Annotated in this window: 7 protein-coding genes; all 7 read left to right on the forward strand. The window is 74.4% G+C overall.

The genetic code is table 11. The features are described 5' to 3' along the window. Positions 1-182 precede the first annotated feature (182 nt). The 7 genes from asnB (at position 183) to ACN20G_RS35320 (ending at position 25,005) form a co-directional block, all read left to right on the forward strand. A complete protein-coding gene (gene asnB / locus ACN20G_RS35290; protein WP_424217347.1) occupies positions 183-2,054 on the forward strand; it encodes an asparagine synthase (glutamine-hydrolyzing) in 1,872 nt (623 codons plus the stop codon). After that, positions 2,051-2,815: an aspartate/glutamate racemase family protein gene (locus ACN20G_RS35295; protein ID WP_424217452.1), complete on the forward strand. Its 765-nt coding sequence runs from the start codon at positions 2,051-2,053 to the stop codon at positions 2,813-2,815. Before asnB ends, ACN20G_RS35295 begins: the two co-directional genes overlap by 4 nt. Then, positions 2,812-4,542, forward strand: a complete 1,731-nt coding sequence (locus tag ACN20G_RS35300) for a non-ribosomal peptide synthetase (protein WP_424217348.1) — start codon at positions 2,812-2,814, stop codon at positions 4,540-4,542. Before ACN20G_RS35295 ends, ACN20G_RS35300 begins: the two co-directional genes overlap by 4 nt. Then, the gene (locus ACN20G_RS35305) at positions 4,539-11,084 is read left to right on the forward strand and encodes an amino acid adenylation domain-containing protein (RefSeq protein ID WP_424217349.1); all 6,546 of its coding nucleotides are present in this window, start codon (positions 4,539-4,541) and stop codon (positions 11,082-11,084) included. The genes ACN20G_RS35300 and ACN20G_RS35305 overlap by 4 nt, the downstream gene beginning before the upstream one ends. A 1-nt stretch (position 11,085) precedes the next feature. Beyond that, complete coding sequence (locus tag ACN20G_RS35310; protein ID WP_424217350.1) at positions 11,086-11,823, forward strand: aspartyl/asparaginyl beta-hydroxylase domain-containing protein; 738 nt, start codon at positions 11,086-11,088, stop codon at positions 11,821-11,823. A 76-nt stretch (positions 11,824-11,899) separates the two neighbouring features. Continuing rightward, positions 11,900-16,420, forward strand: a complete 4,521-nt coding sequence (locus ACN20G_RS35315; RefSeq protein WP_424217351.1) for an SDR family NAD(P)-dependent oxidoreductase — start codon at positions 11,900-11,902, stop codon at positions 16,418-16,420. Continuing rightward, entirely contained in the window at positions 16,417-25,005 is an 8,589-nt protein-coding gene (locus ACN20G_RS35320; protein ID WP_424217352.1) for an amino acid adenylation domain-containing protein, read from the forward strand. The genes ACN20G_RS35315 and ACN20G_RS35320 overlap by 4 nt, the downstream gene beginning before the upstream one ends. Positions 25,006-25,095: the final 90 nt, after the last annotated feature.

Below are 25,095 nucleotides of genomic sequence, written 5' to 3' on the forward strand. Positions count from 1 at the left end.
CCGCAGGGCGACCTTATTCGGGAATTCCCCCGGCAGCCAGCTCGGACGGGATGTCAAGGCACCGGAACTGCCCGTCCGCCGAAGATTTTTCATTGACCTCGATCTGTTTCGTGAGATAGCGTCGAACCTGCATCTGGTGTTGCGCAGATGTGAAACGGGGATTGTTCAACGTGTGTGGAATAGTGGGTGCATTCTCCCTCAGTGGAGCGCACCCGATCGACGGCAAAGTCATTTCACAAATGACTTCCGAGCTAATTCATCGAGGCCCTGACGATCAGGGAAGCCATATCGCCCACGGCATCGGGCTGGGCTTTCGCAGACTGGCCTTGAACGACCTGGAACAAGGCAATCAGCCGCATTTCTCGGAGGATCGCACCCTGGTCTCCGTCTGCAACGGCGAGATCTACAACCATCGCCGGTTGCGGGAGTCGTTGGCCGGCGCGGGCCATCGGTTTCGCACCGCGTGCGACACCGAGGTGCTCGTCCACCTCTACCGCGAGTACGGCCTCGATCTCACCGACCATCTGGACGGGCAGTTCGCCTTCGCGCTGTACGACGCCCCCGCCGGACGGCTGCTCCTGGCCCGTGACCACGCCGGGATCGTGCCCCTCTTCTACACGGTCGTGGACGGCCTGCTCCTCTTCGCCTCGGAGGTCAAGGCGCTCCTGCGCCACCCGGCGGTGCGCCCTCGCGTCGACCTGCGCGGCCTCGACCAGGTCCTCGGCCTCCCGGGGCTCGTCAGCCCCCGCACGATGTTCGAGGACATCAAGGCCCTCAGGCCGGGGGAACGACTGATCGCGGACTCCTCCGGGGTGACCCTCAGCCGTTACTGGGACCTGGACTACCCGACCGCCGACGCCCTGGAACCGGTGGCCGCCGGCGACCTCGACGCCGAACTCGCGCGCGCCGCGGGCCACACGTCGGCGCTGCTGCGGGACGCCGTGCGCGACCGACTGGTCGCCGACGTCCCCGTGGGCCTCTACCTCAGCGGCGGTCTCGACTCCAGTCTCATCGCCGCGCTCGCGGCGGACTCCCGGCCCGGCCACACCTGGCCGAGCTACTCCGCGGTCTTCCCCGACCACGATTTCGACGAGAGCCCCCACCAGCGCACGGTGGCCGCCCGGTTGGGAACCCGCCACCGCGAGGTGCCCATCCGGCACGAGGACTTCGCCGAGCACCTGACCGCCATGGTGCGCCACGCGGAGACACCCGTCCGCGAGTCGTACAACGTCTGCTCCATGCTGCTGTCCCGAGCCGTCCGGGAGGACGGCACCGTCGCCGTGCTCACGGGGGAGGGCGCCGACGAACTCTTCGGCGGCTACCCCGGGTACCGCTACGACGCGGCCGGCCTCGGCAACGGCCGGCTCAGCGGCCTCGACGCCGCGATGGAGCGGGAGATCCGACATCGGATGTGGGGTGTCGACTTCGGCTACGAGACCGATCACCTCATCGCCCGGGAGTTCCGCCGCGAGCTCTACTCCGACGATCTCGCCGACAACCTCGACGAGTTCGCCATCACCTCCCAACGCCTGGTCGACGCCGACCGACTGCGCGGCCGACACCCCCTGCACCAACGCTCCTACCTGGACTTCCACCTGCGCCTGGCCGACCACCTCCTCGGTGATCACGGCGACCGGATGGCCCTTGCCAACTCCGTCGAACTGCGCTTCCCCTTCCTGGCCCGCGGCGTCATCGACCATGCCGCATCCCTGCACCCGGCCCTGATGGTGGCCGGCGGCGCCGAGAAGGCCGTGCTGCGCCGGGTCGCCGAGGGCCGTGTGCCCGACGGGGTGCTGGCCCGCAGCAAGTTCGGCTTCCGCGGCCAGACCAGCAGCCACCTGCTCGCCGCCGGCGCCGACTGGTTCGAGGAACTGCTCTCGCCCTCCGTGGTGCGCAAACAGGGCTACTTCAACCCGGAAACCGTGACCGCGCTCGTCCGCCGCCAGCGGGACCCGGGCGGTCACGTGCACGCCCACCTCGACACGGACTACCTCATGGTGATCGCGACCTTCGCCCTCTTCGTCGAGGAGTTCGGCCTGCCGTGTCTCGGATGACCCACCCCGCCGCCCCCGACGGCCGGACCACCGTTGAGCCCCGGCCGCCGCGCGTGTCGTCGACACCCCTGCCCCTGGTGGGGATCGTCGGCGGCATGGGCCCGCTGGCCTCCACCGAACTCCTGCGAACCGTCTACCACACCGGCGACACACGATCCGAGCAGGAGACGCCCCGGGTCCTGTTGTGGTCCGACCCGGCCGTGGTCGACCGCACCGAGGCCATCGGGACGGGCGAGCTCGGACCGCTGTACCGGGCGGTCGAGACCGCCGTGCGGGGCCTGGTCACCGCCGGCGCCGAACGCGTCGTCGTCGCGTGCGTCACCGCCCACACGGTGCTCGGCGACCTGCCGCCCGACCTCCTGGGACGCTGCGTGTCCCTGGTGGACGTCATGCACGAGGAGCTCGTGCGCGTCGCCCGACCGCACCTCCTGCTGTGCACCACGGGCACGGCCAAGGCCGGCATCCTCACGTCCGGCCCGCACGCGGAACGGGCGGCGCGTCACCTCGTCATGCTCCGTCCGGAGGACCAAGAGGCACTGCACCGCGAGGTCTACCGGGTCAAACGCGGCGGGGACCCGCTGCGCACGGCCGATTTCCTCCGCGACACCCTGCCCCGCTATGGGGTGCGGCCCTTCGTCGCGGCCTGTACCGAACTCCACCTGGTCACCAAGGCCATCGCCGCCGCCGGTCGCTCGGACGAGTTCCCCGCCATCGACCCGCTGACGGTCGTGGCCCAACGGATCAAGAACGGAGAACTGTGAGTCACACCACGATCCTGGACCGCTGGGCCGACCACGTGGAGCGCGACGGCGGGGCACCGGCCGTTTCCACCCCGGACCGGCAGTGGAGCCGGGTCGAACTCGCCCGCTACGCCGCCGCCCTGAGAGCCCGGTTCGCCGAGGACGCCGGGCCGGGACCGGTGCTCATCGCCTGCGCCGAGCCCGTCCCGGTCATCGCGACCATCCTGGCCTGCGCCGCCACCGGCCGCACCTTCGCCCCCGTCGACGTCCGCCTGCCCGCGGCACGCTGGGTCCCGCTGCTGGAGGACACGAGCCCGGCCGTCGTCGTCGCCGACCGGGCCGGGGCCGCCGCCCTGGCCCCTCACCAGCTCCTCCTCGCCGGCACCCCGGTCGTCGACACCGACACCCTCGCCCCGGGCCACTGGCGTGCGACGGACTGGCGGGGACTCGACGCACCCGACGCCGGATGCGTCTACTTCACCTCCGGCACCACCGGACGCCCCAAGGGCATCAGGAGCAGCCTCCGCGCCGTCGAGCACTTCCTCGACTGGGAGACGACCGAGTTCGGCGTCACCGACGGCACCCGGGTCTCCCTGCTCACCTCGCCCGGCTTCGACGCCTTCCTGCGTGACGCGCTCGTCCCGCTGCGATCCGGCGGGAGCGTGCGCGCCGCCGGAACCGTGCCCGTCGCCGCCGCCCTCGCCGAATGGCTGGAGAAGGAAGGGGTCGAGGTGCTGCACTGCGTGCCCACCGTCTTCCGCACCCTGCGCGCCGCCGGCCTCACGCCCGGCTCACTGCCCGAGCTCAGGGCCGTCCTGCTCGCCGGCGAACCGGTCCGGTCCGCGGACGTGGCCTGGTGGCGCGGCCTGTTCGGCGACGACAAGACGCTGGTCAACCTCTACGGCCCGTCCGAGACCACCATGACCAAGGTCTTCCGGCGCCTCGGAGCCGAGGACGCCGAGGCCGAGACGGTACCCGCGGGCCTCCCCCTGCCCGACGTGGAGGTCCGGGTCCTCGCCGCGGGCACGCCCGTCACCGACACCATCGGCGAGATCGAGATCCGCACCCCCTTCCCGCTCGGCGGCTACCTCGACGGCCGGGCCGGTGGGTTCACCGGCACCGACCGCTACCGCACGGGCGACCTCGGACGGCTGCGGCCCGACGGGGTCCTGGAAGTCCTCGGCCGTCGCGACCAGCAGGTCAAGATCAACGGTGTCCGGGTCGAACTGGGCGAGGTCGAGGACACGCTGCGTCGCCACCCCGGCGTCCGCGACGTGTGCGCCGCCGCCGTGTCCGAGTCGGACGCCGACCCGGCCCTCGTGGCCTACGTCGTCGCCGACGCCTCCGTGACGGACGAGCAGTTGCGCGCCCACGCCGCGACCGACCTCGCCCCCGGCTGCCGCCCCACCCTCTACGTCCGGCTCGCCGCCGTCCCCCGCACGCTGAACGGCAAGGCCGACCGGCGGGCCCTCCCGCTGCCCTCGGCCGTACGGGCCATCGACACCGAGGACGGCCCGCGTGAGGGCACCGAGGCCGAGATCGCCGGGATCTGGTGCGAACTCCTGCACCTGTCCGCCGTCGGACGGCACGACGACTTCACCCTGCTCGGCGGGGACTCCCTCGCCATCGCCCGGCTGTTGGACCGGCTGCGCTCGGTGTTCGGCGTCGACCTCCCCTTCCGGACCTTCGTCGAGGACCCCACCGTCTCCGGCCTCGCCGCCGCCGTGACCGGCCGGAGCGACCGATGAGCGCCGGCGCCGTACCGCCCAGGCCCGCCCGCGACCGCGCCCCGCTCTCCTACGCCCAACGCTCGATCTGGCGCGCCGAACAGGTGCTCCCCGGCAGTGCCCTGCACAACGAGACCGCCGCGTTCCGTCTCGACGGCCCCCTGGACGCCGATGCCCTCGAACGGGCCCTGACCGCGCTCGGCGCCCGCCACGACGTGATGCGCTGTGGCATCGTCGCGGACGCCGACGGCGAACCCTGGCAACGGTTCGCCGACCGGGTCCGGCCCACCGTCGAGTGGACCGACCTGGCCCACCTGCCCGAGCCGCGCCGTGAGGAACACCTGGCGGAACTGGTGGCCCGGGCCGTGGCCACACCGTTCGACCTGACACGGCCGCCGTTGATGCGCACCTGCCTGTACCGGCTGGGCCGGGACCGGCACCTGCTGCTCTTCGTCGCCCACCACATCGTCGTGGACGCCTGGGGCTTCGGCCTCTTCCTCGACGAACTCGCCGCCCGGTACGCCGCCGAGACCGGCGGCCCGGCCTTCGAGGAGACGCCCTCCGGCAGCGACTTCGGGGACTACGCCGCCTGGCAGCGCACCGACCCCGCCGCCACGCACGGCCTCGACCACTGGCGCGAGAGGCTCGGCGGGGAGCTGCCGGTGTTGCGCCTGCCCACCGACGCACCCGACGCCGGCCGCCCCGTCGACGCCCTCGCCGGAGCCGTCCACCGCTTCGTCGTGCCCGCCGACCTCGTCACCCGGCTCGGCGCCATGGCCCGAACCCGGCTCGCGACCCTGCCCACCGTGATGCTCACCGCGTTCTGCGCCGTCGTCCAGCGGTACACCGGCCAGGACGACCTCGTCGTCGGCATGCCCGTCGCGACCCGCAACCGACCCGCCCTGGGCAGCGTGATCGGCCCGCTGCTCAACGTCGTGGCCCACCGGGCCGACCTCTCCGGCGACCTCGCCTTCGACGAGGCCCTGCGCCGCACCCGGCAACACCTCAAGGGGGACCTCGCGCACCGGGACACCCCGTTCGACCTGGTCGTGGAGGACCTCGCTCCGGCCGGCGGGGCCCGCTCCCCGATCTTCCAGCTCATGTACGCCTTCCACAGCGGACCGACCACCACCCTGTGCCTGCCCGGCGTCCGGACCACCGCGGCGCCGGCGCACAGCGGCACCGCCAAGTACGACCTCTCCCTCTTCCTGCGCCCCCGACCGTCCGGAGACCTCGACGCCGAGCTCGAGTACCGCACCACGCTGCTCTCCCCGCGGACGGTCCGAGGCATCGCCGACGGCCTGGTGTGCCTGCTGGAGGCGGCCGTCGCGGACCCCGACCGACTCCTGCGCGAACTGCCCGTGACGACCCCCGAGCAGACCCGACGCCTCCTGACGGAGTTCAACGCCTCCGACCGCACGCCGCCCGACCGGGCCACCGTCCCCGAGGCCCTGCGCGCCCTGGCCGCCCGCTCCGCGGACGCGCCCGCGGTCGTCCACGGCGAGGAGGTCCTCACCCGCGCTGACCTCGACGCGACCGCCGACCGCGTCGCCGCGCGCCTGGCCGCCCGCCATCACGTCCGCCCCGGCGACCGGGTCGCCCTGCTGGTCCCGCGCGACACCGGACTCGTCCCGCTCGTCGTCGGACTGTGGCGTGCCGGAGCCGTGCTCGTCCCACTCGACGAGACCATGCCGGAGGAACGCGTGCGCCACGTCCTGGCGGACAGCGGGGCCGGGCTCCTCGTCACCGGTTCGACCACCCCCACGACACCGGACCACACTGTGCCCCGCGCGAAAGCGGCCGAACTGCTGGCCGCACCCCGCGAGGACGACCCCGACGCCGGGGCACCCGTCCCCTTCCCGGACGGCCCCGCCGCCGACGCGCTCGCCTACCTGATGTACACCTCCGGCTCCACCGGTCGGCCCAAGGGTGTGGCCGTCCCCCACGACCGTGTCGCGAACCTGCTGTACAGCGTCGTCCGCGAGCCGGGCCTGGCCGAGGACGACGTCCTGGTGGCCGTCACCTCCCTCACCTTCGACATCTCGGTGCTCGAACTCCTCGCACCGCTCGTCGCCGGGGCCCGCGTCGTCATCGCGTCCCGCGCCACCGTCCGTGACCCCGACGCCCTCGGCGCCCTGCTGAACCGGTCCGGTGCCACCGTCATGCAGGCCACGCCCTCGCTGTGGCGGGCCCTGCTCGACGGAGGCTGGCCGGGCCGGGCCGGGCTGCGGGCGCTCAGCGGCGGCGAGGCCCTCGACCCCGCGCTCGCCGAACGCCTCCTGGACCGCTGTGCCGAACTGTGGAACCTGTACGGTCCCACCGAGACCACCATCTGGTCGACGGCAGGACGGGTCCTGCCGGGGGAACCGGTCACCGTCGGGCGCCCCGTGACCCGCACGTACTGCCACATCCTCGACCGGCACGACCGCCCCGTACCCCTCGGAGCGACCGGCGAACTGGTCATCGGAGGGGCGGGCGTCACCGCCGGCTACTGGAACCGCCCCGACCTGACCGCCGCCGCGTTCGTCCCCGACCCCGTCGGCGCCGATCCGCTGGGCGCCGACGGCGCCCCCGTCTACCGCACGGGTGACCTGGCGCGCTACCTGCCGGACGGCCGGATCGTCGTTCTGGGCCGGGCCGACCAGCAGGTCAAGATCCTCGGACACCGCGTCGAACTCGGCGAGATCGAGACCTTGGCCGCACGCCACCCGCGGGTACGGGCCGTCGCCGTGGTGGTCGACACGACACGCCCCGCCTCGCCCCGGCCGGTCGCGTTCGTCGTCCCCGAGGACACCGTCGAGGACGCGGCCGCCCTCGGCGCGGAACTCCGCCGCCACCTGCGCACCCTCCTCCCGCCCGCGGTCGTCCCCTCCGCCGTCGTCCCGCTCCACGAGCTCCCGCTCAACACCAGCGGCAAGGTGGACCGCCCCGCCCTGACCGCGATGGCCCGAACCCTTCCCGAGACGGGGGCCGCCGGACGGACCGCGCCCGCCGGCCCCGCCGAACTCACGGTCACCGCCCTGTGGGCCGAACTCCTGGGCACGGACCCCGCGACCACCGGCGTCACCGACGACTTCTTCCTCGCGGGCGGCAACTCCATCGTCGCCACCCGACTCCTGGGCCGCGTTCGGGAGGCACTCGGGCACGCACCCTCCCTCGCGGAGTTCTACGCGGACCCCACCCCCCGAGCGCTGGCCGCCCGACGGACCACCGACACGGACACCCCGCGACCGGCCCACACCCCGGCGCCCGCCCCCCGGGACCCCGTCCCCCTCACCGACCAACAGCGCCAGCTGTGGCTCACCCAGAGCCTCGCGCCCGAGTCCGCCGCCTACAACCTGAGCGCCGCCGTCCGGCTCGACGGCCCGGTCGACACCGAGGCCCTTGCCCGGGCCCTGGAGGACCTCGTCGCGCGGCACCCGGTGCTGGCGACCCGCTGTCACCTCGCCGACGAGGGCCCCGTCCTCGTCCGGCTGCCCGCCGGCCTCCTCCGCCCCGTCGTGCTCGACGCGCCGGAGGGGACCGCCACACAGGGCGCGGACCGGACCTGGCTCGACAAGGTCACCGCCGAGGAGGCCGCCCGCCCCTTCGACCTCGCCGAAGGCCCCATGCTGCGGGTGACCCTCCTGCGCACCCCCAGGACCCGCGTCCTGCTGTTCACCGCGCACCACATCGCTGTCGACGGGTGGTCCATCACCGTGGCAGTCCGCGAACTCGCGGCACTCCACGCCCTGCACACCGGCCGGGGAACCCCCTTGCCGCCCCTCGCCCGGGAGTTCCTCGGCCACGCCCAGGCATCGGCCGCCCCCGACGCCGTCGCGGTCCACGAGGAGCACCTCGAGTACTGGCGGGGCCGGCTCGACGGTCACCCCGGAGTCCTCGACCTGCCGACCGATCCCGACGCGGGCCCGTGTGCCCCGGGCACCGGGGACACCGTCCCCGTCGCCCTGCCGCCGGAGCTCACCGCCCGCCTGCGGGCCACCGCCGCCCGACTGCGCGTCACCCCCTTCTCCCTGCTGCTCACCGTCTACGCCTGCCTGCTGGGCCGGTACGCCGGCACCGACGACGTCCTCGTCGGAGTGCCCGCGACCAACCGGAGCACGCCGGAGCTGGAGCGTCTGGTCGGGTCCCTCGTCAACAGCCTGCCGGTCCGCGTCGACCTCGGCGGCAACCCCTCCGTCGCGGAGCTCGCCCGCCGCACGGGCCGCCTCCTCGCCGCCGACCTCGACCGGTCCCTGGTGCCGCTCGACCGGCTCGTCGATGCCCTCGGGGTGGTGCGCGACCCCGGCCGGCCCGCCCTCGCCCAGGCCACGCTCGTGCTCCAAGAGGCCCTGCCGGCCTCGATCCGGCTCGGCGAGACCACCGGCGAACTGCGGCCCGTGCCGACCCGCACCGCCAAGTACGACCTGACGCTCTCCCTGGAGGAACACCCCGACCGGATGGAAGGCGTGCTGGAGTACGCCTCCGTCCGGTTCACGCGGGAATTCGCGGGCCGTTTCGCGGGTCACCTGCGGACCCTGCTGAGCGCGGCGCTCGACGACCCGGAGGCCGAGGCCGCGCTGCTCCCGCTCGACCCGGAGGCGAGGGAGACGCCCTCCCCGCGTCCCGCCCGCCCCGCCGGCGCCGCCCGCGCGGAACACGCCACACCCGTCCACGAGCTGTTCCGCGCGCGGGCGGTGGCGCGCCCGAACGCGATCGCCGTGCGCCACGACGGACAGGAGGTCACCTACGGGGCGCTCGACGCCTGGAGCGACCGGATCGCCGCTCGGCTGCTCCACCTCGGCGCGGCACCGGGCCGTTTCGTCTCGGTCCTGCTGTCCACCGGTGCGGCGCAGACCGCCGCGATCCTGGCGGTGGCGAAGACGGGGGCGGCGTTCGCCGTCCTCGACCCCGAGAGCCCCGAACTGCGGCTGCGGGCCGTGCTCGCGGACGCCGACCCTCTGTGCGTGCTCGCCGACGAACGGTGCCTGACCGGCCTGTCCGGCCTGTGGGACCGCCGGTCCGGCCGATTCGCCGGCGTGCCCGTCGAACCCTTCCCGTCCGACGGGCCGATCCCGTCCGACGGCCCGCGGAGCGACGCGCACCCCCCGGTCCCGCACGCACCGGTCACCGGCGAGGACGCCCTCTGCCTGGTGTACACCTCCGGATCCACCGGCACCCCCAAGGGCATCGCCCTGCCGCACGCGGCCCTCGCCCAGTTCGCCGCCTGGCAGGGAGAGCGGTTCGCCATCGGCGTCCACAGTCGGATCGCCCAGTGGGCCCCGTTCACCTACGACGCCGCCTACACCGAGGTGTTCGCCGCCCTCTGTCGCGGTGCCACCCTCTGCGTGTCCCCGGACGGGACCCGCCGGGACCCGGTCGCCATGGCCCGTTGGCTCGCCGACGAGCGGATCACCCAGATCCAGACCGTGCCGGGCTTCCTCGCCGTGCTCACCGAGGCACTGGACCGGGACGGGAACACGCTGCCCCATCTCGAACACCTCCTGCTCGCCGGCGAGGTGTTGCCGCCCTCGCTCGCCGCGGCCTGGGCCGACCGCGGCGTCCGACCCCGCCTGCACAACCTCTACGGGCCCACCGAGTGCGTGCTCGCCACCCACCGCGAACTGGCACCGGGGGAGCGGTTCACCCCCTCCGTGCCCATCGGCCGGCCCTTCGCGGGCCGCGAGGCCCTCGTGCTCGACCACCGCGGCCGACCCTGCCCGGTCGGCGTCGTCGGCGAGATCCACCTGCGCAGCGACTTCCTCGCCGGTGCCTACCACCGTCGGCCCGACGAGAGCGCCAAGGCATACGTGCCCGACCCGTGGCGGCCCGGCGGCACGCTGTACCGCACCGGGGACCTCGGCCGGTTCCTGCCCGACGGCGAACTCGCCTTCACCGGACGCACCGGCAGCCTCGTGAAGATCCACGGCAATCGCGTCGAACTGGAGGAGATCGAGGCGCTCCTGCAGACCCACCCCTCGGTCCGCGAGGCCGCCGCGGCCCTGCACGGCACCCCGGCCGCGCCCCGGCTCCTCGGCTACGCGGTCGTCGACGGGAACACGACCGCCGAGGACCTGCGCGCCCACCTCGCCGCGCGCCTGCCCGCCCCCGTCGTGCCCGAGGCCGTCGTGCTGCTGGACGCGCTGCCCCGTACCCGCACCAACAAGCGGGACCGGGCCAGGCTCCCCGCCCCGCGCCCGGCGGTCCCGGACACCACGCCCCCCTCGCACGAGGGACCCGAGCGACTCGTCGCCGAGGCATGGCGCCAGGTGCTCGGCGCCGACCGGCCGGTCGGCCGCCACACCAACTTCTTCGAAGCGGGCGGCAACTCGCTGCTGGCGGCCCGCCTCCAAGTGGACCTAGGCCGCCGCCTGGGCCGCGAGGTGCGGCTCGTGGACGTCTTCGCCCGGCCCACGATCGCCGAGTTCGCCGCCGGCCTGCGCGCCGACACACCGGACGGGAGACCGTCCGCCACCGCACCCGTCGACGACATCGCCGCGCGCGCCGGTCGTCGGCGGGCCGCCGTCCGGGCCCGGACCCGTGCCCGGGCCGACCAGTTCGACGTACCGACAGGGAGAGAATGACATGGACGTGCAGAGCGTGATGACGGAATTGCGCCACGCGGTGGGCTCGGACGGGCTCGACCGGGTCGAGGAGTGCCTGGCCATCCTGGTCGGCGAACGCACCCCCGACTACCTCCACGACGACCAGGAGCCCACCCGGCTCTTCTTCCCCGAGATCAGCGCCCTGCCGTGGCACGACACCGCGGCACAGCCGTGGGTGGCCGGCGTCGAGGCCGCCTACGAGGAGATCAAGGCGGAGTTCCTCGCCCTGCGCGAGGCGTCCGCCCGGTTCGCGCCCTACGAGGACCTGTACACCAAGGAGCTCGGCTGGCAGGGCTGGGACACCTACCAGATCTACCGCGACGGCGCCTGGCGCGACGAGGCCCGCGAACGCTGCCCGAAGACCTGCGAGGTGCTCGGCACGACCCCGCACGGTCCGCGCGACGGCATGTTCACCGTTCTCAACCCCGGCGTCCACATCACACCGCACACGGGTGGCGTGAACCTGTTGCTCACCGCCCACCTGCCGCTGATCGTCCCGCCGGGCTGCGCCATCAAGGTCGCCGACGACGAACGGGGCTGGGCGGAGGGCGAGGTCATCCTCTTCGACGACAGCTTCATCCACGAGGCATGGAACCGGGGCGACCAACAGCGCGCCGTCCTGCTGTGGGACGTCTGGCACCCGGACCTGACCGCCGTCGAGGTCCGGGCCCTCGAACACCTCATGCCGCGTTTCCAGCGCTACCTGATGGCGGTCTGACCCCCGGACGGGACCACGCCGCCCCCCATCCGCCCGCCGACGCGCAGGGCCGCACGAGCCACCAACGGAGAACATCTTGAACGCACAGCAGGGACAGCCGGACCGGGACGACCGGGTCGACACCGACGGCCGGATCGCCGTCGTCGGCATGGCGGGACGGTTCCCCGGGGCCGAATCCCCCGACGGCCTGTGGGACCTGCTGGAGAGCGGGGCCGAGGCGATCTCCCGGTTCACGCCGGAGGAACTGCGCGCCTCCGGCGTGCCCGCGGCCGACGCGGCGGCCCCCGGCTACATCCCCGCCAAGGGCGTTCTGGGGGACATCGCCGGGTTCGACTCCCAACTCTTCGGGCACGGAGCCCTGGAGGCATCGGTCATCGACCCGCAGCAGCGCGTCTTCCTCGAATGCGCGTGGGCGGCGCTGGAGGACGCCGGCTGCGACCCGGACCGGTCCCCGGGGCCCGTCGCGGTCTACGCGGGCTCCCTGCTGAGCACCTACCTGATCCACAACCTGCTGCCCCGTACCGACCTGCGCGCCGCGCTCGGTGTCCCCCTCCTCTTCCAGGGGAACCAACCCGACCAGCTGGCCGGCCGCACCGCGTACAAGCTGAACCTGCGCGGACCGGCCGTCGGTGTCCAGACGGCCTGCTCCACCTCCCTCGTCGCGGTCCACCTGGCCGTGCAGAGTCTGCTCACGCAGGAGAGCGACCTCGCCCTGGCCGGCGGGGTCACGGTCACCGTGCCCCACCGCGCCGGCTACCTGCCTGTCGACGGCGGAATCGAGTCCCCCGACGGCCACTGCCGCCCCTACGGGGCCGGAGCCAACGGCACCGTCTTCGGCAACGGTGCGGGCGTCGTCGTGCTCAAGAGGCTCTCCGACGCCCTCGCCGACGGCGACCGCGTCCACGCGGTGATCCTCGGCTCGGCCGTCAACAACGACGGCGCCGCCAAGGCGGGTTACACCGCCCCCGGCGTCGCCGGCCAAGTGGCCGTGATCCGCGAGGCGCTGTCGGTCGCCGACGTGCCCGCGCGTTCCATCGGCTACGTGGAGGGACACGGAACCGGCACGGCGCTCGGTGACCCGATCGAGATCGAGGCGCTCACCAGCGCGTACCGCGCCGGCGACCCCGACACCGACCAGTCCCCCTGGTGCGCGCTCGGCTCGGTGAAGTCCCGTGTCGGGCACCTGGACACCGCGGCCGGCATCACCGGCTTCATCAGCGCGGTCCAGGCACTGCGCCACGGCCGGATCCCCGCCACCCTGCACGACGGCGACACCCCGGCCCCCGCCCTCACCTCCACGCCGTTCTTCGTACCAGACCGGCCCACGGCATGGCCGGTCGGCGAAGGCCCCCGCCGCGCGGCGGTCAGCGCCTTCGGCATCGGCGGCACCAACGCCCACGTCGTCCTGGAGGAGGCCCCGCGCCCCGCCGACCGGCCCGAGGCCGGACCCGACACGCCGCCGGGCCCCCCGGTCGCCCTGCCCCTCTCGGCCCGCACCTCCACCGCCCTCGACAGCGTCGCCGAGCGGCTCGCCGCACACCTGGAGGCGCACCCGGACGTGCCCCTCGCGGACGTCGCGCACACCCTGCGCACCGGACGGCGGCGCCTGGACCACCGTGCGGTCGTCCTCGCCCACGACACCGCCGAGGCCGTCACCGCGCTGCGCGCGGGTGGACGCCGCCGGTCGGTGCGGGCCCGCACCGACCGCGTCGACGCGCCCGTGGCGTTCCTCCTTCCCGGCCAGGGCGAGCTGCCCCCGGGCACGGCGCTGGGCCTCCACGCCACCCAGCCGGTCTTCAGGGCCGCGCTGGACCAGTGCGCCGAACTCCTACGCCCCCACCTCGGACAGGACCTGATCGCCCTGCTGGGCTCCGGCGACCGGGAACTGCTCGGACGCACCTCCCTGCGACAGCCCGCCGTCGTCGCCATCGGTCACGCGCTCTCCCGCCTGTGGGAACACCGGGGCGTACGCCCGGCGGCGCTCCTCGGCCACAGCCTCGGCGAGTTCACCGCCGCCGCACTGTCCGGGGTCTTCGAGCTGCCGGACGCCCTGCGGCTGGCCGTCGTGCGCGGACGTCTCATGGAGGACACACAACCCGGAGCGATGCTCGCGGTGCCGCTCGGCGAGGCCGACGCCGTCGAGGCGGCCGGTCGGTACGGTCTCGACCTCGCCGCGGTCAACGGCCCCGCGGCGAGCGTCCTGGCCGGCCCGCCCGCCGCCGTCGACCGGGCCCGTGCCGATCTCGAAGGACGCGGCCTGCGCCCGCTGCGGCTGCCGACCGACCGGGCCTTCCACAGCGCCCTGTGCGAGGACGCGGCCACGCGCTTCGCCGAGGAGGTCGCGGGCGTCGCGCGCCACGCGCCCGCGGTGCCGTTCGTGTCCGGGACCACCGGCGACCTGATCACCGCGGAAGAGGCCACCGATCCCGCCCACTGGGCCCGCCAGATGCGCGAACCCGTCCGCTTCGACCGCGCCCTCGACACCCTGATCGGCTTGGACGACGGCCTCGTCCTGGTCGAGAACGGCCCCGGCGGCGTCCTGACGGACCTCGTGCGCTCGGTGCGCCCCGCGGACACCGGGACGCGGCTCGCCCCGCCCCCGCTGCCCTCCCGAGGCCGGGGCGGCCCCGAGGACGAGCCCGCCTCCGCGGCGCTGTCCCTGGCGGGGCTGTGGGCCCACGGCGCCCACGTCGTGTGGGAGCCCGTCGCGCCCGGCGCCCGTGTGACCGCCCTGCCCACCTATCCCTTCGAGCACCGGCACCACTGGATCGAGCCCGGCACCGCGACCCCGCCCACGCCCGTCGCCGAGCCCACGCCGCCGGCGACGGTCGACGCCGTGCACGCCGTCCACGTCTGGCGCCCGACGACCGTCGACGACACCGCCGAACGGCTGTCCGGCCGCCGTCGGACCTGGCTCGTCCTGATGGACCCCGACGGCACGGCCCAGCCCGTCGTGGACCTGCTGACCGCACGCGGACAGATCGTCACGGTCGTTCACCCCGGCGACGGGTACCGGCGCGTCCGGCGCGGCGTCTACGAAATCGACGCGACCGACCCGACCCAGTACGCCAAGCTCCTGGCCGACCTGCGCGCACTGGTGCGCACCCCCACCGCCGTGCTCTACGCCTGGGGCCTGGGCGCCGGCCGGGACACCCCCACCACGGCCCCCGACGAGACGGCCCACTACTTCGGGCTCGTACGGCTCGCCCGCGCCATGGCCGAGGAGAGCGTCGTCAACGAGGTGCGCCTCGGCGTCCTGACCCGCGGCGCGTTCCGCACCGCGGCCGAGGAACGCCCCGACCCCGCCGCCGCCATGCTCAGCGGCCCCGTCCAGGTTCTCCCCGAGGAGTACCCGAACCTGCGCTGCTCCCAGATAGACCTGGGAGCCGACGACGCGCTGGACGCCGTCCGCGCCGAAGCCGTCCTGAACGCCGTGCTGGCCGCGCCCGCCCGACTCCTCGCCCTGCGCGGCGAGGACCTGCTCACCCGTACCGTCGAGGCCGTCGAACGACCCGTCCCCGACCTCGCCGCCCACCTCCCGGAAGCCGCCACCTGGGTCGTCACCGGTGGCGCCGGCGGCATCGGCCGGACCCTCGCCGCCCACCTGGCGCGCGTCCCCGGCACCCGCCTCGCCCTGCTGGGCCGGCGCGACCCCGACGACGGACCCGCCGCCGACCTGCTCCGTGAACTGCGCGGGTCCGGGACCGAGGTTCTCGCCCTGCGCGCCGACGTCACCGACGCGGACTCCCTGAACGCGGCCCTGGACGAGGTCCGCTCGGCCTTCGGCTCCATCCACGGTGTGGTGCACGCCGCCGGCCTGCCCGGCGGCGGCTCCGTCGCCCTGCGCGAGGACGGGGACGCGCGAGCGGTCCTCGGCCCCAAGGTGACCGGCACGGACAACCTCCTCGCGGCCCTGCGCCCGGACGAGGCCCGGGTGTTCCTCGTCTGCTCCTCCCTCGCCACCGTGCTCCCCACCTACGGCCAGGCGGACTACGCCGCCGCCAACGCCTACCTGGCCGCTGCGGCCGAGGCCGAGGCGTCCCGGGGGGTCCGACACGCCCTCGCCGTCGACTGGGACATGTGGACCGGCCTCGGGATGGCGGGCGAGGCCGAGGTGCCCACCGACCTCAAGGCGCTGCAGGAACGCATGCTCGCCGGGGCACTCACGCCCGAGCAGGGCGCACGCGCCTTCTCGGCTCTCCTGGCCGCTCCCGCCGGCCGGGCGGTGGTGGCCCGCTCCTCGGCCTCCGTCGTCGACGGCACCCTCCGGCTCGTCGACGAACCCCTCGTGGCCCGCCCCGCACCCGTCGCCCTGCCCCGCCCCGACCTGACCACCGCCTACGCGGCCCCGGCCACCCCGACGGAGGAGCGGCTCGCCGAGATCTACGGCGAGATGCTCGGTGTCGACCGGGTCGGCGTCCACGACGACTTCCTCGCCCTCGGCGGACACTCCCTCCTGGCCGCACAGGTCGTGGCCCGGCTGCGCGCCGAATTCGACGTCGACGTACCCGCCCGCGCGTTCTTCGAGGGCGGCACCGTCGCCGATCTCGCCGAGCTGATCGAGGAACACATCCTCGCCGAACTGGAGAACCAGTGACCACCAAGCCCACCGACCGGGAAGAGCGTCTCGCCCGGCTCAGCCCCGAACGGCGGGCCGCGTTCGAGGCCCGCCTGCGTGGCCGTACCGCCGACGCGACCGCCGTTGCCACCGGCGCCGGCCCGGCCGTCGACACCCCCGCCGGGGATCCGATCCGGCCCGTGGACGGCCCGGCCCCGCTCTCCTTCGGGCAGGAACGGCTGTGGTTCCTGGAACAACTCACACCGGGCCTCGGCGTCCACAACGAGTACGTCGCGCTGCTCCTGACCGGCCGCCTCGACCCGGACGCCCTCGCCACGGCGCTGACCGCGCTCGTCGACCGTCACCAGGCCCTGCGCACCGTCGTCGACCCCGCCGACGGGACCCCGGTGCAGCGCGTGCTGCCCACCCCGGACACCGTTCTGCGGGTCGTGGACACCCCCCGGGGCGACGCGACCGCGCGACCCGGCGCCGACGGCCTGCGGCCCGACGAACGAGCCCTGGCCCAAGAGGAGGCCGCGCGCGCCTTCGACCCCGAGAACGGCCCGCTGTTCCGCGCCCTGCTGATCAGGTCCGCCGTGGATCGGGCCCTGCTGGTCGTGGTCAACCACCACATGGTCGGCGACGCCTGGTCCAGAGCCGTGCTCGTGGAGGACCTGTGCGCCGAATACGGCGCCCGCGTCGAGGGCACGGAGAGCGCCGAGCGGTCACTGCCCCTGCAATACGCCGACTGGGCCGCCTGGCAACGCCGCGAGCTGACCGACGAGCACCTGGCGGACGACCTGGCCTACTGGCGGGAACACCTGGCCGACGCGCCCCCGCTGCTCGACCTCGCCACCGACCGGCCGCGCCCCGCGGTGCCCACCCACCGCGGTGGTCGCGTCCGCTTCACCCTGGACTCCGACCTCAGCGAGGCCGTCGAGAACACCGCCCGCGAGGCCAGGGCCACACCGTTCATGGTGACCCTCGCCGCCTGGCAGGCCGTCCTGACGCGCCACTCCGGACAGGAGGACGTCGTCGTCGGCGTACCCACCGCCGGCCGCGACCGACCCGAACTGGCCCCGCTGGTCGGCATGTTCGTCAACAGCCTGGTGCTGCGGGCCGACCTGTCCGACGACCCCACGTTCGGCGAACTGCTCTCGCGGGCCAGGGAGGCGTCCCTCGGAGCGCTGGCGCACGCCCGAGTCCCCTTCGAGCGTCTCGTGCGCGAGCTGAGCCCCGAACGTGCCCTCGGCCACGCCCCCCTGTACCAGGTGCAGTTCGGCTACCGCAACGTCCCCGAGCGCGCACTCGTGCTGCCCGGCGTCGAGGCACGCGTCGTCGACCTCGACAACGGGCTGTGCCGCACCGACCTCAGCCTGGAACTGGCCCGACGAGGGTCCGCCACCGAGGGCATCTGCGAGTACAGCCGGGACCTGTTCGACGAGGACACCGCGCGCACCCTCACGGACGCGCTGGAACGCGTGCTGCGCCGTGGCACGGCCGACCCGGACCTGCGCCTGTCGGACCTGCTGGCCCTCACCCCCGCCGAACAGGCGGCGCTCGACGAATCCGGTGACGGCGGGCCCCTGCCCGAGGACACCGCGGACCTCCTCACCGCCTTCGCCACGGCCGTCGGCGACCACCCGGACGCCGAGGCCGTCACCTGCGCCGGAGCCTCGCTGACCTTCCGGGAACTGCGGGACCGGGCCGCCGACATCGCCGCCCGCCTGCGAACGGCGGGCGTCCGGCCGGGTGACCGGGTCGGCGTCGGCATGCGCCGGTGCGCCGACCTGCCGGCCGCCCTGCTCGGCGTCCTCATGACGGGCGCGGCCTACCTGCCGCTCGACCCGGACTACCCGCGCCCGCGACTGCGGTACGTGTGTGAGGACGCGACGCCCACCGCGGTCCTCGTCCACACGGCGACCCGCGAGGCATTCGGCACCGGCATGGTCCCCGAGGACGTGCCCTTGGTCGATGTCGACGCGCCCGCCGCCCCGACCGACACACCGGCCGACCGGACCGTCGCACCCGCCGACCCCGACGCGCCGGCGTACGTCATCCACACCTCCGGCTCCACCGGCCGGCCGAAGGGCGTGGTGGTCCTCCACCGGAACCTCACCGCCTTCCTGACCGCGATGGACCACGTCGTGGACACCGGCGAGGCCCCGGTGACCTGGCTCGCCGTCACCAGCGTCTCCTTCGACATCTCCGTGCTCGAACTGCTGTGGACGGTCAGCCGCGGCCACCGTGTGGTCCTGGCCTCGGACGCCGGCGGTCCCGCCCACGAGCCCGCGCCCGGCCGGACCGCCACCACCTCGACCGCGCCCGAGTTCAGCCTCTTCTACTTCGCCGGCACCTCCGGCCCGACCGGACCGGACCAGTACCGGCTGCTGATGGACGGCGCCCGCTTCGGCGACGAGCACGGCTTCGGCGCGGTATGGCTTCCGGAACGACACTTCCACGCCTTCGGCGGCCCCTTCCCCGCGCCGTCCGTGCTCGCCGCCGCCGTGGCCACCGCCACCCGGCGCATCGGCATCCGCGCCGGCAGCGTCGTCATGCCGCTCCACCACCCGGTCCGGGTGGCGGAGGAGTGGTCGGTCGTCGACAACCTCTCCGGCGGCCGGGTCGGACTGTCCTTCGCCTCCGGCTGGAACATGGACGACTTCGTCCTCGCCAAGGACGCCTACGAGGACCGACAGACCCGCACCCTGGACGGCATGGACGAGGTCCGCGGGCTGTGGCGCGGCGAGAAGGCGTCCTTCGAGGGCCCCCGCGGCCGAACCGTCGAGGTCGGTGTCCTGCCCCGCCCCGTCCAGGCCGAGCTCCCCGTGTGGCTCACCTCCTCGGGGAACCCCGAGACCTGCCGCAAGGCGGGCGAGGCCGGGGCGCGACTGCTGACCCACCTGCTGGGCCAGAGCGTCGCGGAACTCACCGAGCGCATCGCGATCTACCGGGACGCGTGGCGTCGGGCCGGACACCCGGGAGAGCCCCACGTCACCCTCATGCTGCACACCTTCATCGGTGACGACGCCGAGGAGGTCCGCACCCACACCTGGCAGCCGTTCCGCGACTACCTGCGCTCCTCCGTCGGCCTGATCGAGAACGCGGCCCGCGCCCTGGGCATCGACGTCACGGCCGACGACTTCACCGAGGACGACCAGGAGGCCCTCCTCGACCACGCCTGCGCCCGCTACCTGGCGGACAGTTCACTGATCGGCACCGTCGAGGACCGGCTGCCCCTGGTGCGCCGGCTCACCGAGGCCGGTGTGGACGAGATCGCCTGTCTGGTCGACTTCGTCACCGACGCGGACGCCGCGCTCGCGGCCCTGTCCGGGCTCCGCGAGCTCAAGGAACGGGCCACCGGGAGCGGGCGCGGCGCGCCCCGCGAGGCGGTCCCGCTCACCGCACTGATCCGGGAGGCAGGCGTCAGCCACCTCCAATGCACGCCCTCACACGCCCGGGCACTCCTCGACGAGCCGGACCCCGCCGCCCTCGGCGAGCTGCGGCAACTGCTGCTCGGCGGCGAGGCCCTCGACTCCGAACTCGTCCGCGGACTCGCCGAGCACGTGCGCGGCACCATCCGCAACATGTACGGCCCGACCGAGACCACCGTGTGGTCCACCACCGACCCGGTCGATCCCGCCGAGGGGACCGTCACCATCGGACGGCCGATCGCCGGCACCACCGTCCGCGTGCTCGACCCGAACGGTCGGCGCGTTCCCGTCGGAGTCCCCGGCGAGTTGTACATCGGCGGCGCCGGCGTGACCGCCGGCTACCTGGGACGCCCGGAACTCACCACCGAACGGTTCGTCGGATCGTCCGGCGGGGCCGAACCGACCGGCCCGGCCGAACGGCTCTACCGCACGGGCGACATCGTCCGCGTACGCCGCGACGGCCGGCTCGACTACCTGTCCCGAAACGACCACCAGCTGAAGATCCGCGGTTTCCGCGTGGAGGCGGGCGAGGTCGAGAGCGCGCTCACCGACCTGCCGACGGTCCGTCAGTGCGTCGTCACGGGCCACCGGCTCGGCACCTCCGCCGCCGCCCTCGCCGCCTACGTCGTGCCGGCCGTCCCCGAGACGCCCCCGACCCCCGCCGAGCTCCGGGCCGAACTCGCCCGCCGGCTGCCGCCGTTCCTCGTCCCGTCCCACTTCGTCCTGCTCGAAGCGCTGCCCCTGACGGGCAACGGCAAGGTGGACCGCGGGGCACTGCCCGCACCCGCCCCGGGACGGGAGGCGGGCGCGGAGTACGCCGCGCCGACGACCCCGGCAGAGGAGGCCATCGCGGCCGTCTGGCGCGAGGCGCTGAAGGTCGAACGGGTCGGCATCCACGACGACTTCTTCGAACTCGGCGGCCACTCCCTCCTCGCCACCCAGGTCATCGCCGGCATCCGGCGCGCACTGGGCGTCCGGCTCCCCCTGCGCACCCTGTTCGAGGCGCCCACCGTCGCCGCCCTCGCGCGGGCCGCGCGAGGATCCGCCACCGACGCACCCGCGGAAGCGGCGCAGGCCCCCGCCCCGGCCCCCCTCGTCCCGGACCGGGAGCACCGGCACGACCCGTTCCCGCTCACCGACGTGCAGCGCGCCTACTGGATCGGCCGCAGTGGCAGCGTGGGCGGTGACGTCTCCTGTCACCTGTACGTCGAACTCGACGTCGACGACGTCGACCTGCCGCGTCTCGAAGGAGCGTGGCGGGCTCTGGTGCGCCGGCACGACGCGCTGCGCATCGTGGTCGACGAGGACGGCACGCAACGCGTGCTCGCGGAGGTCCCCGACTACCACATCGCGGTGGAGGACCTGCGCGGTCTCGACGAGGCCGGACGCGACGCCCGGCTGGAGACGACCCGCCGGACGATGTCCCACCAGGTGCTGCCCTCCGAGACCTGGCCGCTGTTCGACATCAGGGCCAGTCGCACCGGGGACGCCGACGCCCGGCTCCACCTCGGCATCGACACCCTGATCGCCGACGGCGGCAGCGTCCGGATCCTGTTGCGGGAACTGCTCGCCGCCTACCGGGGAGAGCCGGAGCCGCACCCCCTCGAACTGTCCTTCCGGGACTACGTCACGGCCGAACGGCAGCGCCGCGAGGGGCCCGAACACGAACGCGACCTGGCCTACTGGCGCGGCCGGCTCGACACCCTGCCGCCGGCGCCCCCGCTGCCGTTGGCGCGTCGCCCCGAAGAACTGACGGAAACCCGGTTCCACCGCCGTGAGGCCCACCTGCCGAAGGAGGTGTGGGATCGGCTCAGGGAACGGGCCGCCGCCGCGCGGATCACCCCCTCGGCGCTCGCCCTCTCCGCGTACTCCACGGTGCTGGGCACCTGGGCGGGCACGGACCGCTTCACCCTCAACCTCACCCTGTTCAACCGGGCCGGCGACCACCCCGACCTGCCCTCCCTCATCGGAGACTTCACCGCCCTCACCATGCTGGAGGTGGACGGAGCGGTCTCCGGATCCTTCGAGGAGCGGACCCGCCGCATTCAGGACCGGCTTTGGGAGGACCTCGACCACCGACTCGTCAGCGGGGTGTGGGTCGCGGGCGAGCTGGCCCGGCGCCGCGGCGTCACCGACGCCGCCATGCCCGTGGTCTTCACCAGCGAACTGGGCGCCGAGGACGCCGACGGCACTCCGCCGTCCGACACGGGCACCCGCGTCGCGTACACCATCACCCAGACCCCCCAGGTCTGGCTCGACCACCAGATATCCGAGGACGCCGGTCGGCTGCGACTGACCTGGGACGCCGTCGAGGCGCTGTTCCCGCCCGGCGTGCTCGACGACATGTTCGCCGCGTACACGGCACTGCTGACCGCCCTCGCCGAGGAGCCCGAGGCATGGACCGACGCGCACCGGGAGATCCTCCCGCCCGCGCAGATCCTCCGCCACGCCGAGCTCAACGCGACCGCGGGGCCGCTCCCGACCGGCCTGCTGCACGAACCCTTCCTCTCCCACGCGCGCCGGCGGCCCGACCGCGTCGCGGTCGTCTCCGCCACCGGCACGGTCACCTACGGGGAACTCGACCGGGCCTCGCTCGCCGTCGCCCGCGGCCTGCGCGAGACGGGCGTGCGGGCCGGCGAGCTCGTCGGCGTCCTGGCCGACCGAGGCTGGGAACAGGTCGCGTCCGTCATCGGAGTGCTCCGAGCCGGAGCGGTCTACCTGCCCCTGGACAGCGGCCTGCCCGCCGCACGCGTCGCCCGCTCCCTTGAACACGCGGGAGCCGTGGCGCTGCTCGCACCCGCCTCCGCCTCCACCGAGGGCCGGGCCCCGGACGGGATCACCGTCCTGCGCTTCGACGAGGTCGTGGCGACCGGCGACACCGCCGGTCCCGAATACGACCCGTTGTCCCCCACCACCCCCGGCGACCTGGCCTACGTGATCTACACCTCCGGCTCCACCGGCGAGCCCAAGGGGGTGATGATCGACCACCGGGGCGCCCTGAACACGGTCATCGACGTCAACGACCGCTTCGACGTGCGGGCCGAGGACCGGGTGTTCGCCCTGTCCTCCCTCGGCTTCGACCTCTCCGTGTACGACGTCTTCGGCACACTCGCCGCGGGCGCCGCCCTCGTCCTGCCGGGCCCGGGGGAGGAACGCGACCCGGTCCGCTGGGCCCGGCTCGTCGCCGAGCACGGCGTCACGGTGTGGAACTCGGTGCCCGCCCTGATGGAGATGCTCCTCGCGCACACCGCGGGCAACCCCGCGGCGGACGTCAAGAGCCTGCGCCTGGTCCTGCTCAGCGGAGACTGGATCCCCGTCGGCATGCCCGACCACATCCGGGCCGTCGCCCCGACCGCCGAGGTCATCAGCATGGGAGGCGCCACCGAGGCGTCGATCTGGTCCGTGCTGCACCCGGTGGGCACGGTGGACCCGGAGCGGCCGAGCATCCCCTACGGCCGTCCCATGCGAAACCAGACGATGCACGTCCTCGACGACGCCTTCCGGCTCCGCCCCACCGGCGTGCCGGGCGCCCTGTACATCGGGGGCGTGGGACTCGCCACGGGCTACCGCCACGCACCGGACCTCACGGACCGCGCCTTCCCCACGCACCCCGTCACCGGGGAGCGGCTCTACCGGACCGGAGACCTGGCCCGGCTGATGCCGGACGGCGGCCTGGAGTTCCTGGGCCGTGAGGACTCCCAGGTCAAGGTGCGCGGCATGCGCATCGAACTCGGCGAGATCGAGGCGGCGCTCGTGCGCACCGAAGGCGTCCGCGAGGCAGCCGCGCTCGTCGAGGGCTCCGGCACCTCGACGCGAATCGCGGCGTACGTCGTGCCGGAGGCCCCGGCCGCCCCGGCCGCGCCCGCCGTCGGCCTCGACGCCGAACAGGTGCGCAGGCTCCAGACGCGGCTGCGTCAACCCGGGCGGCGCGAGGACCTCGCGGGACGCGGGATCACGCCGTTCGAACTGCCGGCGGACACCCAGGCGCTGCGCGCCGCGTCGAGCACGCGCGGCGCAGCCACCGCGTTCGGCACCGGCCCGGTGCCGGCCGCCGACGTGTACGCGCTGCTGACCGTGCTGGCGCGCCAGGACGACGACGGCCTGCCCCGGTACGCGTACGGCTCGGCCGGCGGCCTCTACCCCGTCCAGACCTACCTGGCCGTCGCTCCCGACGGCATCGCGGGGATCGCGGCCGGCACCTACTACCTGGACCCGGCCGGCCCGGCCCTGGTTGCGCTGGACGGCCCGGAGGGTGCCCGGCGGGCCATGGACCCCGTCCTGTACGGGGAGTCCAACAGGCCGCTGGTCGGACGGGCCGGGTTCGCCGTCCACCTCGTCGCTCGCGACACCGCGGTGCGGCCCGTGTACGGCGAGCTCGCCGACCGCTTCGCGCTGCTGGAGGCGGGGGCCATGGCCCAGCTGCTGCGTCAGCGCGCCGCCGACCACCGCATCGGCCTCTGCCCCATCGGTGACGTGCACGCCGGCCCGCTGCACGAGGTCCTCAGCCTCGAGCGCGACCAGACGGTGCTCCACACACTGCTCGGGGGCCTTCCGGCCGGCGCGGCCACGGCCGCCGACTCCGGGGACCGGTGGGCGAACGCGGTGCGGGAGGAACTCGCCCGGCGCCTGCCGGCGTACATGGTTCCCCGCCAGGTCCGGGTCATCGACGCCCTGCCCCTGTCGGCCAACGGGAAGGTGGACCGCAAGGCGCTCGCCCGACCGGACGCGCTCCCCGCGCCGCAGGCCGCCCCGGCCACCCCGGCGGCGCGACCGGCACCGTCCGTCGTCCTCGCCGGCACCACCGTGCAACGGCTCGCGGCCCTGTGGCGGGAGGTGCTGGACGGCCGTGAGATCGACGTCGACGCGAACTTCTTCGACGCCGGTGCGACCTCCATCCACCTGGTCCGCGTCCAGCGCCGCATCACCGAGGAGTTCGGCCGGGAACTGTCGGTCGTCGAGATGTTCGACAGCCCGACCGTCCGCCGCCTCGCCGACCTTCTGGAGCGCACCGAACCCGCCGCCCCCGCACCCACCACGGCGGCCCCGGCGACCGGCACGGACACGACACCACCGGCCCCGACCACATCCCCGGCCGAGCCCGGGGACCCCGCCGCCGGCCGCCGCCGACACCACGAGCGACGGCGTGCCGCACGCCGCCCCGGCGAACCCGGCGGCCCGGCCACCGGCTGAGAGAACCCGAGCGGCGGGTCGGGGCCACGCCCCGACCCGCCCCCGGACCCCGCCCACGCGGCACGCACCGCCCCTAAGGAGACAGACCGA

This window comes from Streptomyces dryopteridis, assembly GCF_049606955.1.
Taxonomy (GTDB): domain Bacteria; phylum Actinomycetota; class Actinomycetes; order Streptomycetales; family Streptomycetaceae; genus Streptomyces.

Excerpts from the sequence above, each read along its gene's own strand:
- ACN20G_RS35295 (WP_424217452.1), top strand. The coding sequence starts at position 2,051 with ATGACCCACCCCGCCGCCCCCGACGGCCGGACCACCGTTGAGCCCCGG.
- ACN20G_RS35305 (WP_424217349.1), top strand. The coding sequence starts at position 4,539 with ATGAGCGCCGGCGCCGTACCGCCCAGGCCCGCCCGCGACCGCGCCCCG.
- ACN20G_RS35310 (WP_424217350.1), top strand. The coding sequence starts at position 11,086 with ATGGACGTGCAGAGCGTGATGACGGAATTGCGCCACGCGGTGGGCTCG.